Here is a 12,270-nt window from a genome sequence, read left to right as displayed (position 1 = left end):
GTAATTCGTAGAATCTCCGCAACCGCGAGTGTCCCGATCGCCAGGTACGGTCCCCGCAGGCGCAGTGCGGGGATTCCAACGAGGACGCCCATCGTGGTCGCCGACGCCGTCCCCGCGAGAAGCGCCACGGCGAGCGGAAGGCCGCCCAGCCACAGCACCCGCGTCACCAGCGCGCCGAGGCCGAAGAAGGCGGCGTGACCCAGATTCACCTGGCCGCCAAACCCGCCCAGCAGGTTCCAGCTCTGGGCCACCGCGGCATACAACAGCACCAGGAACGCCCAGTTCAGGATCGCCCGATTTCCAGTCAACAACGGGAGCAACGACAGGATCGCGATGACGCCTGCGAACAACACGCCATGTACGACTCGGCGGGCCACGCTTATCCCCTCGTGAACAGTCCCTGAGGGCGAAGACTGAGTACGAAGAGGAAGAGCACCAGGCCCATCACCTCTCGGTACGCGTTGCCCAGGAAGAACCCACTCATGGACTCGGCCACGCCCAGGAAGAGCCCCGCCACAAACGTGCCGAAGACGTTTCCCAGGCCGCTGAGGACTACGACGATCAACGCCTTGAGCGTCCAGCTCAAACCGATCGTCGGGCTGATGGCGTCCGTCATGCTGACCAACGTTCCCGCGATCCCGGCGAGGGCACTCCCCAGGCCAAACGCCGCCAGGAAGACCGCGGGGACCGGGATCCCGGCGAGGGACGCCGCTTCGACGTCTTCTGCCGTCGCTCGGATCGCCTTGCCCGGGAGGGTGCGGTGGAGAAACAGGTGTAGCCCTCCGAGGGCAAGGAAGGCGACTCCCAGCGCCCCCAGCCGTGCGAGCGGGACGACGATGCCGGCGATCGGGAAGATCACGCCGGCATATGGGGTGGTGATCGCCCGCTCATCCGCCTTCCAGGCCAGGATGGCGAGCGTCTGCACGACGAGGGCCAGACCGAAGCCGATCAGGATCGAGTTCTTGATCTTCGTCTCTTCGGGGAAATAGATGAGGCGGCGGAACAGCACTTGGTAGAGGAGGATGCCGGCCAGAAACAATGCGATCGCGCTGGGCACGAGAGAGGCGAACGGGTCGATCTTCCACAGCGTAAAGAGCCAGAATCCGACGTAGCCGCCCAGCATGATCAACTCGCCATGGGCGACGTTCAGCATCTTGAGCACGCCAAAGACGAGCGACAGGCCCATCGCCGCGAGGCCGTACAGGCCGCCGACCAGGACGCCAAAGATCGTATTCTGCAAGAGGATGGTCATGGGGATCGATCAGCGGCTGGGTGATCCGATCACACCCCTCCAAGATAGACCTGGACGACCTCAGCATGTTCGAGAACCTCCGCGGGCACCCCCTCCGCGATCTTCTTCCCGGCGTTGAGGACGACCACGCGATCGCACACAGCCCGGACGGCGCGGACGTTGTGCTCAACGATGACCAGCGTGATCCCTCCGGCCCGAATCTGGCCGAACAACGCGAGCGCCGCATCGACCTCGGGGGTGTTCAGACCTGCGGCCGGCTCGTCGAGGAGCAACAGGCGTGGACGCGTGGCGAGGGCGCGGGCGATCTCTAACCGCTTCCGCTCGGCGAGCGTCAACCTTGCAGCCGGGTGGCCGCTCTTGTCGCGGATCCCCAGCAAGGTGAGCAGCTTCAGCGCCTCCGTGCGAGCGTGAGACAACGACGGCGATCGCTCACGTCCGTAGAGGCCGGCCACGAGCACGTTATCCAGGGCGCTGAGATTCGGGAGCGTGCGAGCGAGCTGGAACGTGCGGGCGATGCCCAATGTCGCCCTGAGGCTCGCGGCGCACCTCGTGATCTGGCGGCCGGAGAAGTATACTTCGCCGGCGTCCGACGGGAATGTTCCCGCGACGAGGTTGAAGACCGTGGTCTTCCCCGACCCATTCGGACCGAGGAGGCCTAGGATCTCTCCATCTCCCACCGCGAACGAGAGGCCGTCCACGGCGCGGAGCCCACCGAACGTTTTCGCGAGGCCTCGGACCTCGAGCAGGGGTACCGGGCTAGCGGCCACGCCAGGGGGGCACGGGATAGAGAATGCGCTCGGCTCCGAGGTCCTTGGGCCACACCAGCTCCTGCTTTCCCGCCTGCCACTGTACGAATACCGTGCGCACGATCCCGGTCCCATCCGGCCGAAACCGCACCGAGCCGACGACCGTCTGCAGATTCGTCGTCGCCATGGCATCGCGGATCGCCGTGGGATCCAACTTTCCTGCCCGCTCCATTGCGTTCGTCACGATCTGGACGCAGGCATACGCGGGACCGACGAGCACGTCGGCCGGCCTGCCGAAGCGCTGTTGATGCTTCGCGTTGAGGTCCTGGACTCCGGGGAACCGAATGGCGTGGTGCCATCCCGGGCCCAACACCACATCGTCCCCATCCTTGCCCAGGGCTTGAGTCCAGCTGACGGCGTCCGCCGCCCTCAGCATCATGATGAGCTTGGGGTTGAAGTCCAGTTCCTTCATCTGTCTCACCAGGGTGATGCCGTCCGGCGGGTTAGGGACGGAAAGCACGGCGTCTGCTCCCGCGCTCTTGGCCCGGAGGATGATGTCCGAGAAGTCGCGCGACAGCGGTGTATAGTCGGCACGCAGGACGACCTCGTAGCCGTTTTCACGGGACCGGGCGGTCCAGATGTCTCCGAGCTCGCGCCCCCAGTCGGTCCGCTCCTGAAAGATCGCGATGCGCCTCGGTCGCTGGTCTGTGAGAATGGTGGCGTTCATGAACCGGTAGGTCTCGCTCGCGAGATCGGGGGACTTTGGGAAGGGGGAGAAGAGATACCGGAATCCGTGCTCGTGGACGGCGTGGAGCGCGAAGCCTATGCCACAGTATGGAATCTTGTTTTTCTCCGCTACGGCGGCTGCGGCAGCGTGCAGATCGCTGCCCGCCCCCCCGAGGTAGGCGATCACGCCCTGCGCGGCGAGCGCTTCGAGCCGGCTCACGGTCTTTGTGGGGTCGGATTCGTCGTCGACGACGGTCAACGCAAGCGGGACGCGCTGGCCCCCGACCTGAACCCCACCCCGGTTATTGAAGTCCTCGATGGCGATCTCGTAGCCGGCCTTCACTTGAGCTCCGGCGCTCGCATACCGGCCGGTGAGAGGGATGACCGAGCCAATCTTTGCGGCAGCCGGGGGAGCGCCCGCCCCCCCCGCGAGTGGCAGGCCGGCGGCGAGCAATGCGATCGCGATCGCCAATGCGGCAGTTCGCATACCTACGCACCTCCTGACACCGCGGGGTTGAGGTGCCCGCGGCTGTCGACGATGAGACTGGCGGGTGGAGCGGGACGCAGCCTAGTGCCACACCTCCCGCGCAGTCTCGGCTACGAGGCGGAGCTTTGCCCACTGGTCGTCCTCGGTGAGGAGGTTGCCCTCCATCGTGGAAGCGAACCCGCACTGGGGGCTGAGTGCCAGGTTCTCGATCGGGACGTACCGCGACGCCTCCTCGATCCGTCTGATCAGCTCGCGTTGCGATTCGAGTTGAGGTCGCTTGCTGCTGACGAGCCCGAGGACCACGGCCTTGCCACGAGGGATGAACCGGAGTGGCTCGAACGTGCCGGAGCGCTCATCATCGTACTCCAGCAGGAAGCGGTCCACCTGGAGCGTGCCGAACAACTTCTCGGCGATCGGATCGTAGCCGCCTTCGGCGTACCAGTGGCTGCGGTTGTTGCCGCGGCAGAGGTGCATCGCCAGCATGACCCCCGCGCCGCGGGCGCCTTCCAGGCAGGCGTTGTCCGCCCGGATCGCCTCGTCCAAGGCCGCGTCCGGCTCCAGCCCTATCTCCGTCCGGAGATAGTCACGCCATTTGGGGTCGACGTAGTAGCTGTAGCGGGGAGCGTCGATCTGGATGTACTGCACGCCTTCCGCGGCCAGCGCCTGTACCTCGCCCCGCGCGATGGCGACGATGTCCCACAGGAGGGCGGAATGATTCGGATATACCTTGTCGGTCACGCCCCGCTTGTATGCGATCGCGGGGAACTGCGTGGCGCTCGGGAGGGTCATCTTGATCGCCCCGGGGCAGTGCGCGCGGAGGAAGGGGAGCTCGAGTCCGGTCAGGCGCCGGAGTTGCCGGAGCTTGCCCGTGACGATCCCGGTCACGCTGCTGACGGCCGCGCCCGCCGCGCGCCCGGCCTGCCACGTCCGGGCGACCGCGTCCTCGTGGTCGAAGCCGTCGACCGCATCCGTGAAGTCGCTCATGAAGTTGCGCCGCCGCAGCTCACCGTCGGTGAAGACGTCGAATCCCAGCTCCTGCTGCTTGGCGAGCACGCGCCGGATGTGACGATCCTCGATCTCCTGGAGGCGCTCCGGGTCCGCCGCTGCGCGGCGTGCCTCGAGCAGCTCGGGCGGCCGCAGAAAGCTCCCTACGTGGTCGGCTCTGTGCGGCGTGGTCATGCGCGCTCCTCCAGAGACGCTATTTCTTGCGGGCCGGCGGTCCGTCGCTTGGGGTGCCGGCCGCGCGGGCAATCGCGGCGATCTTGTCGGCGAAGTTCACCTGGCTGTCGTCCTCCGGGCTGTAGCCGATCTTCTGGCGGGCGTTGGCGATGCTCCAAAAGCGGTGGGTGTTCCCGCTGATGCCATACACGATCAGGAAGGGGATGCCGTGGGGGTCGGCGATCTGCTCGGTCTCGACCATCCGGATAGCCTGCTGCACCTGGTCGCGTCTGGAGAGGTAGGCTCCGAGCGCACGATGCATGGTCTTGATGTCCCCCGGCTTCACCCCGTCGATATCATCGTCGCGCGGCCCGCCGATCCGCCACTGCACGATCTCGAGCTTCCGGCCGTCGACCCGACCCGTCGCGAACACGAATCCGAGCAGCTCGTACGCGCCCTTGGCCCACCCATACCAGTTGTCGGAGCGCGGGGGCATCTCCGGCGTGACCATCTCCATCATCCCCGCCCAGATGAGGCGCTCGTAGTAGTCCCCGGCGTGATTGGAGCTGGCCACCACCACCCGGCGGACGCCCTCCTCGAGCGACGTCTTGTAGACGTTGTAGGCGAGTGCGACATTCTGGTGCTCGGCCCAGAACTTGGCATCGCTATTGTTCTGCCAGGTGTTCGCATCGAGGCCGGGCGCGCTCACATATCCGCAGTGGATGACGGCATCGGCCCCGCGGAAGTGATGACGATATTGATTCCGGTCCGGCTGAGTCAGATCGGCGACCACCATCCCCGGGATCGTCTTGCCGTCCCGGGTCGTGGTTCGAACGTCGATGGGGACTACCTCCCACCGCTTGCTGAGCTCCGGGTACATGCGCTGAGCGATATATCCGGCCGCTCCTGTGAGAACCACTCGACGTGTGCTCATTGGGCACGCTCCGTCATTTCATTCTCGCCCTCCGTTGGTTACCCTTCGCTCGGCGGGGCAGGGGCCGGCACCCAGGCCCGAGGCGCGGCTCCACCCTCGCTACTGAGCAGTTTTTTGCCCTTCTCGTGCGCCGTGCCGATACCGGTACCGATCCATCTTGACGAGTTCGCGGTAGCTCCCGAACCGTCCCGCGTCCGCGGCGGCAGCATCGAGGGCCTCGGGGCGATCCGCCTCAGGCTGATCGAAAACACGGCGCAGCTGATAGGTGGTCGAACGTTCCGCCGGGGTGCGCCCCATGTCCCGGATCCACCGGCGCAGCTCGGCCGGCGGCACCAGCTGGCCGTACCCCGCCCCCGCCGACGTCGAGATGCTCTCGTTGATGAGGGTTCCTCCCAGGTCATTCGCTCCGGCGGCGAGCAACAACTGGGCGAGCCGCGGACCTTCTTTCACCCACGAGACCTGGAGGTTGGGGATCGTCTGGTTGAGGACGATGCGCGCCGTGGCGTGAACCCGGAAGACCTCCATGCCGGTCGGCCCCGGTCGCAATCCAGGAAGGGGATGATCGCGCCACATCGGTGCCTCGGTATGGACGAAGCTCAACGGGACAAACTCCGTGAACCCGCCCGACCGGCGCTGGAGGTCCCGCAGGAGGATGAGGTGGCGGGCCTGATGCGCCCGGGTCTCCGCGTGGCCGAACATCATGGTAGAGGTTGTCGGGATTCCCAGCTCGTGCGCGGTCGTGATGACCTCGATCCACTGAGCCGTCCGAATGCGACCCGGAGCGATACGGTCTCTCAAGTCATCATCGAGGATCTCCGCCGCGGTGCCCGGCAGACTCCCGACGCCCGCGGCTTTCAGTTCCTCAAGGTAAGCGCGGATGGTGCGCCCGGATCGTATCGAGCCATAGAGGACCTCTTCCGGAGAAAACCCGTGGATGTGGATGCCGGGGATCGCCGTCTTCAGCGCGCGGGTGAGCCGGATGTACAAGTCGCCGTCCATCTTGGGCGGCAATCCGGCTTGGATGCACACCTCGGTCGCCCCAAGGTCCCAGGCCTCGCGCGCGCGGCGGACGATCTCCTCCTCGGGCAGGAAATACCCTTCCTCTTCTCGGAAGTCGCGGCTGAAGGCGCAGAAGCCGCAGCCCTTGATACAGACATTCGTGAAGTTGATGTTGCGGTTGACGACGTACGTGACGGTGTCGCCGACCGTCTCGCGGCGCAGCTGGTCGGCCGTGGCCATGAGAACAGCCAGTTCGCGGCCTGAGGCGCCCAGCAGCGTTTCGGCCTCATCCACCGTAATCTCGGTACGCGACAGCGCGCGCTCAAGGATGCGGGCCACGGTCGGGGCAACCTCCCCGAGCAGGCGGTCGAGCGAGACGGTGGGATCAGGCTGAAGCGCGTCCATTGTCCACGAGACCTCCCTTGGCATATCCGTCGGAATCCGCAGCGTTTTGCACGCGATCCCGGAGTGACGGGGCGATATATTCCGGCCGGTGGAGTAGGTACTCAGGGTAGACGGGGAGCCGGGGCTTCAGAATGTCCCCGGCAGCCTCGGTGCGGGCGCGCAGGGTGGAGATCTGCGGCCACGGCGCTTCTGGATTGACGTAGTCGATCGTGAGGGGGGAGATGCCGCCCCAGTCGTTGATGCCGGCTTCGAGATAGACGGGGAACCCCCGCGCGGTGAGGTTGGGAGGTACTTGAATGTTCGCCGTTGGCCCAAGAAGGAGTCGCGCCACGGCTGCGGTCCGCACAGTGTCCGGCGTCTGCGGCTCCTGGGCCGAGGCCATGGACGTGCCTGGCTTGGCCCGGAAGTTTTGAATGATGACTTCTTGGACGTGCCCCCACCGCGCGTGGGATTCGCGGATGGCCATGAGCGCGTCGATGCGCTCGTCTGGCGTCTCGCCGATCCCGATGAGCAATCCGGTTGTAAACGGTACGCGCAGCGCGCCCGCCGCCTCAAGGGTCCGCAACCTGGCGCGCGGGTGCTTGCTCGGGGCATGCTCGTGCGGTCCCCCTGCCTGGCACAGCCGCTCGCTCACGCTCTCCAGCATGAGGCCCATCGAAGCGCTCACATCGCGCAGGGCCGCCATCTCCGCGCGGCTCATCGTCCCCGGGTTGAGATGTGGCAGGAGGGTCGTCTCTCGGAGCACCAGGGCGGCCATCTCGCGCAGGTAGGAGAGGGTGCTCCGGTGGCCGCGGCCCGCGAGCCACTGGCGCGCCTCTGGAAACCGCTGCTCCGGCCGTTCGCCAAGCGTGAACAACGCTTCGGTGCACCCGAGCCGCTCGCCTGCCCGCGCCACCTCGAGCACCTCTTCTGGGGTCATGTACAACCGTGGTGCGTCTTTGGGGTCGGCCCGAAATGTGCAGTACCCGCAGGTGTCGCGGCACAGCTGGGTGAGTGGGATGAACACTTTAGGAGAAAAGGTCACCGTCCGGCCCTTGCCCCGCACGCGCAGCGCCCAGGCGGCGGCACATACGGCCGGCAGGTCATCGTCGGGGCACCCGATCAATCCACAGGCCTCTTCGCGCGTGAGGGCGCTGCCATTCAGCACCCGTTCTAAGGCTGCGGCAACGGCCGGGGCGTGGGCGAAGCGTACGGGGTCGGGGGAGAACATCATCAGGGAGTTCGCGGGCGCTCGGGCCAAACCCCCCTGCCCAGCGTACCCGCCGTGTCACCTCCACGCCGTCGTGGCTTAGCCGGTCAGGGCCTCGAACTCCTCGGGACTGAGCTGAATACGCGCCGCCGAGATATTTTCTTCCAGGTGCGCAATGGAGGACGTTCCCGGAATCGGGAGGATCACCGGCGCCCGCTTGAGCAGCCAGGCCAGCGCGATCTGGGCGGGCGTCGCCTGGTGGATGCGTGCAATGCGTTCAACGGGGCCGCTGCGTGGCCGCGCGAGGGTTCCGGTCGCCAAAGGGTACCAGGGGAGAAACGCCAGTCCGTCTCGTTCGCACGCCGCGACGACGTCGTCGGATTCGCGATCCGACAGGCTGTAGCGGTTCTGGACCGACACCAGCCGTGCAATGGTCCGGGCGCGCGCGAGCTCCTCGACGTCGACATTCGACACCCCAATGTGGCGAATCTTGCCCTGAGCCTGCAGGTCGCGGAGGCTGCCGATGGAGTCCTCGATTGGGACCCCTGGATCCACGGTATGGAGCTGGTACACATCAATCCTGTCCACCCGGAGGCGTCGGAGGCTCCCCTCGAGGGCCTCCCGGAGGTGTGCGGGCCGGCCATTGGCGATCCAGCCGCCCCCTCGGCGGATGAATCCTCCCTTCGTGGCGATGACGAGGTCCGCCGGGTACGGATACAGCGCCTCGGCGATCAACTCCTCGGAGACGCTGGGACCGTATGAATCCGCCGTATCCATCAAGGTGACCCCCAGCTCGACGGCCCGACGAAGGAGCGCCTTGGCCTGCGCGCGGTCGGCCGGCTCGCCAAGCACGCGGGGCCCCGTGATCCGCATGGCGCCGAAGCCGAGCCGGTTCACGGTGAGATCCCCGCCGATGACGAATGTGCCGCCCAAAGACGCGTGCGGCAACGGCTTGTCGGTGGACATGCGTCGTCCCTCCGCGCAGTTATCGGTACGTGTGCCCCGCCCTGACGACCGTCGCGAGGGCCAGCCGTTGGCGCCCGACGCGCCGCCCCCCGTGCGAATCGATCAGGTCGAATCGCCCCTCCTGCAGATCGAAGACGACGGCGTCCCCCCATGCGCCTACCTGGAGCGTGCCGATCCGGTCGGCCATGTGGATGACGCGAGCAGGCGTCGCAGTGACTTTCTCAAGCGCATGGTCGATCGAAAACCCGAGATAGAGAAACTTGCTGACCGTGGTCGCAAGGTCGTAGGCGGGGCCGTTGACATTATAGGCGTGGAGGTCGCTTGAAATCGTCTGAGGCTCGACACCCTCGGCGAGGGCCCGCTCGGCGATGTCCCAACTGAAGCTGCCCCGACCGTGTCCAACATCGAAGACCACCCCGCGTGCCATCGCCTCGCGCACCGAGCGACGGACGTGGCCGTTTGCGTCGAGGATGCCGTGCGACAACCCGTGGAAGCAGTGGGTCAGGATGTCGCCCTCCCGCATGACCGTCAGGATATCATCCAGCGAGTGGCACCACGCTTCTTGAGGATGGACCATGATGGGCAGGCCCACCGCGTCCGCGGCCTCGCGGGCAAGGTGCAGGGGCCGAATCCCCGCGGCTTCACTCACGATGCTCTGCCTCGTCAGCCGCACTTTGACGCCCAGGATCACGTCGCGATGCTGTTCGATCATGGCGATGGCCTTTTGCACGTTGGCGTACTTGATCTCATGCAGTTCGCCGATCTCGCTGGTCAACATCCCCTGGGAGGAGATATTGAGCTGGGCGAACAGGCGCGTCGCGGTCACCTCGATCACATATTTGCGAAAGCCGGGGAAGGTGTCCGAGCCCGCGGATCCGGCGTCGACGGCGGTGGTGACGCCTTTGGCGATGCAATGCGGATCGGCCTCGATTCCATAGTGGCTGACGCCCCAGAACACGTGGACGTGTAGGTCGATCATGCCCGGGGCTACGATCCGGTCGGTGCAGTCCACGACTTCCGCGGCCTCGCGGCTTGGAAGATCCGCGCCCACCGCTGCGACCCGGCCCGCGCTGAAGGCGACATCCATGCGGGCATGTCTCCCCTGGGCAGGGTCGATGAGGGTGCCGTTCTTGAGGAGCAGATCGTACGTCACCGGCGCTGCTCTGCCACCGTGAGCACCAGTTCGCCGCGCAGGGCCGCTCCCGTTATCCGAGGGACACGTTCTGTGCTCCCTTGAGTCTCTCCCGGAACTGTTTACGGAATTTTGCCACCTTGGGAGCGACGACCGCCCGACAGTACGGCTGCTCGCCATTGAACTTGAAGTATTCTTGGTGATAGTCCTCCGCCTTGTAGAACGTCGAGAACGGCGTCACCTCGGTAACGATGGGGGAGGGCCAAACCTGTGCCGCGGTCATCTCCTTGATCACCTGCTCGGCTATCGCCTTTTGCGCCGGGCTGTGATAGAAGATCGCGGAACGGTACTGTGTGCCGACGTCCGGGCCTTGGCGGTTGAGCGTGGTGGGATCGTGGACCGTGAAGAATAGCTGCAGCAGTTCTTTAAAGGAAATGACTTGCGGGTCGAACGTCACCTGGACGACTTCGGCATGCCCCGTCGTGCCGGTACAGACCTGACGATAGGTCGGATCAGGAACGGTGCCGCCGGAGTAGCCAGAGTCCACTTGGTCTACGCCTTTCACGTCATCGAAGACGGCTTCGAGGCACCAGAAGCACCCTCCGGCCAACGTGGCTACTTCCTTGGAACGGTCGGCATCCATGGCCAGTCCCTTCTGCGGCCGCTGTGGTACGCCGGTGATGGTCGCGGCCGCCGTGCGCGGGTGGCGCGCATCGCTCAACTCCACGATACCACAAATCGGATGCCGGGCTCGACGGATGGTCATTTGCTGCCGTCAAACAGAGGCCGAGGCTATGCGGGAACGCGTGGGAGAACGGTGACGCTATCCGCTATACTCACCAAGGATCGTCGTGAATTCAATCAGGTTTCCGAACGGGTCACGGCAGAGGAAGCGCGGCCGATTCCGGATCGCCACCGTGTCGTAGGGGCGGTGGCCGGCTGCCGCAAGTTGGCGGCGCATGCTCTCGACGTCCTCGACCTCGAGGCAGAGGTGGCGCGGATGCTCCGGATCGGGCGTCCCGGGGAAAAAGTGCAGCTCAAGGCTGTCGGGGCCGGCCGTGTACCACACCAATTGCCGATCCTTGAGGCTGTTGGGCAGTGGGATCTCCGTCAGGCCGAGAAGCGTTCCGTAGAAAGCCCGCACTTCGTTGGCCTTTCCCATCGGGTACGGTGACGAGACGTGCTGGAGTCGCGCCAACTTCATCACACCTCAGCCGGTCGGGATGATCTCCGCGACGGTCGCCTAGGGCAGAGGTTCTCCCCGATCGCAAACACCTCCTCCGAGAATCACGTGTCTGTGACCGGGGCGCCTGGCATGGGCCGATCTGGGGCATAACATAGGAAGAGATCGCGTACAGCGATCGATGTCGAATACCCTTGGGGAGTGGTGGACGATGCGGATCGCGCTTGTGATTGGATGGGTCCTCACGGCTGTGTCACTGACCTCCGCGGCTGCCCCATCGACGGGGACTGCGGACCCGACGGTGGCGAGGCTGTCCAGCCTGAACGGGGATGCGTTCGACGTCGCATTCATGCAGGCGCTCATCCCCGTGGATGACGAGGCCATCGAGATGGCGATGACGGCGACACTGTACGCCGACCACGGCGAGTTGCTCCGCTGGAACCAGGTCGCGGTCGAGCGCGGCAACGAGCATGTCCGGAAGATGCTGACGTGGCTTCAACAGGCCGGCGCGGGTCCGGCAGAGCGCCGCGCGGGCGTCACCACGGTGTCTGTCAAGAAACTGCGGTCCCTGCGGGGGGCGGCTCTTGAGCGCGCGTACCTCCCGCTTATGGCTGCTCAGCTCGACAAGACCGTCGCGCTGACACGCCTCGCCGCCGAGAGGGCCCGCAGGCCGGAGTTGCGAGAGTTCGCCAAGGATGCCGTTCGTGTCGAGAGTCAGGACTCGGCGATGCTGCGCGGCTGGATAAAACAGTGGTATTGATTCCCCGCTTGCGGGGGCGTCCTCGATGCGCTTCAATGGAAGCGTGGTGCCCTCGGGGGGGATGCTCGTGCGCGGATACCGTGAGGCCAACCGGCAGATCTGGAACACGTGGACGCCCTACCATGTCGAGTCGGGGTTCTATGACGTCGAAGGCTTCAAGAAAGGGCAGCGCCGGGATCGCTCCGGGAACGATGCGCTCGAGATCGAGGCCGTGGGTGATGTGGTCGGCAAATCCCTCCTGCATCTTCAGTGTCATTTTGGATTAGACACGCTTGCCTGGGCCCGCCGAGGCGCAACGGTGACGGGTGTCGACTTCGCCGAAGAGGCCATCAA

General features: G+C 65.7%; 14 protein-coding genes. 2 read left to right on the top strand and 12 right to left on the bottom strand.

All coding sequences use genetic code 11. From position 1 onward, the window contains the following. From VFP86_01230 to VFP86_01175, 12 genes are all read right to left on the bottom strand, one after another. Positions 1–377, bottom strand: a 377-nt coding sequence (locus VFP86_01230) for a branched-chain amino acid ABC transporter permease (GenBank protein HET8998248.1), incomplete at its 3' end; no start/stop codon positions are given. Positions 378–379: 2 nt separating this feature from the next. Continuing rightward, positions 380–1,252, bottom strand: coding sequence for a branched-chain amino acid ABC transporter permease (locus tag VFP86_01225; protein HET8998247.1), 873 nt, complete (start codon positions 1,250–1,252; stop codon positions 380–382). Between the two features lie 29 nt (positions 1,253–1,281). After that, on the bottom strand, positions 1,282–2,019 hold the full coding sequence (locus VFP86_01220; protein HET8998246.1) for an ABC transporter ATP-binding protein: 738 nt from the start codon (positions 2,017–2,019) through the stop codon (positions 1,282–1,284). After that, complete coding sequence (locus VFP86_01215; GenBank protein HET8998245.1) at positions 2,009–3,211, bottom strand: amino acid ABC transporter substrate-binding protein; 1,203 nt, start codon at positions 3,209–3,211, stop codon at positions 2,009–2,011. Before VFP86_01215 ends, VFP86_01220 begins: the two co-directional genes overlap by 11 nt. An 81-nt stretch (positions 3,212–3,292) precedes the next feature. Further along, the gene (locus tag VFP86_01210; protein HET8998244.1) at positions 3,293–4,390 is read right to left on the bottom strand and encodes a methionine synthase; all 1,098 of its coding nucleotides are present in this window, start codon (positions 4,388–4,390) and stop codon (positions 3,293–3,295) included. A 19-nt stretch (positions 4,391–4,409) separates the two neighbouring features. Continuing rightward, positions 4,410–5,303: an NAD(P)-dependent oxidoreductase gene (locus tag VFP86_01205; protein HET8998243.1), complete on the bottom strand. Its 894-nt coding sequence runs from the start codon at positions 5,301–5,303 to the stop codon at positions 4,410–4,412. 99 nt (positions 5,304–5,402) lie between these two features. Continuing rightward, complete coding sequence (cofH, locus tag VFP86_01200; GenBank protein ID HET8998242.1) at positions 5,403–6,707, bottom strand: 5-amino-6-(D-ribitylamino)uracil--L-tyrosine 4-hydroxyphenyl transferase CofH; 1,305 nt, start codon at positions 6,705–6,707, stop codon at positions 5,403–5,405. After that, complete coding sequence (gene cofG, locus VFP86_01195) at positions 6,688–7,947, bottom strand: 7,8-didemethyl-8-hydroxy-5-deazariboflavin synthase CofG (GenBank protein ID HET8998241.1); 1,260 nt, start codon at positions 7,945–7,947, stop codon at positions 6,688–6,690. Before cofG ends, cofH begins: the two co-directional genes overlap by 20 nt. A 48-nt stretch (positions 7,948–7,995) precedes the next feature. Continuing rightward, a complete protein-coding gene (locus tag VFP86_01190) occupies positions 7,996–8,862 on the bottom strand; it encodes an aldo/keto reductase (GenBank protein HET8998240.1) in 867 nt (288 codons plus the stop codon). Between the two features lie 19 nt (positions 8,863–8,881). Next, complete coding sequence (locus tag VFP86_01185) at positions 8,882–10,015, bottom strand: amidohydrolase/deacetylase family metallohydrolase (protein HET8998239.1); 1,134 nt, start codon at positions 10,013–10,015, stop codon at positions 8,882–8,884. Between the two features lie 52 nt (positions 10,016–10,067). Then, positions 10,068–10,637, bottom strand: a complete 570-nt coding sequence (gene msrA / locus VFP86_01180) for a peptide-methionine (S)-S-oxide reductase MsrA (GenBank protein ID HET8998238.1) — start codon at positions 10,635–10,637, stop codon at positions 10,068–10,070. Positions 10,638–10,817: 180 nt separating this feature from the next. Further along, positions 10,818–11,198 carry a VOC family protein gene (locus VFP86_01175; GenBank protein HET8998237.1) on the bottom strand — a complete coding sequence of 127 codons (381 nt, stop codon included), beginning with the start codon at positions 11,196–11,198 and terminating at the stop codon, positions 10,818–10,820. A gap of 190 nt (positions 11,199–11,388) precedes the next feature. Between VFP86_01175 and VFP86_01170 the strand changes: the two genes are divergently transcribed. Together VFP86_01170 and VFP86_01165 are read left to right on the top strand one after the other, a co-directional pair. Next, positions 11,389–11,937 (top strand): DUF305 domain-containing protein, encoded by a 549-nt coding sequence (locus VFP86_01170; GenBank protein HET8998236.1) that lies wholly within the window; start codon positions 11,389–11,391, stop codon positions 11,935–11,937. A 25-nt stretch (positions 11,938–11,962) separates the two neighbouring features. Next, a partial coding sequence (locus VFP86_01165) for a hypothetical protein (protein HET8998235.1) occupies positions 11,963–12,270 on the top strand: 308 nt, incomplete at its 3' end.

The sequence above is a fragment of the bacterium genome (genome assembly GCA_035703895.1).
Classification (GTDB): domain Bacteria; phylum Sysuimicrobiota; class Sysuimicrobiia; order Sysuimicrobiales; family Segetimicrobiaceae; genus Segetimicrobium.
The sequence above is the reverse complement of the archived record's forward strand: the minus strand, read 5'-3'. Positions and strand labels throughout refer to the sequence as shown.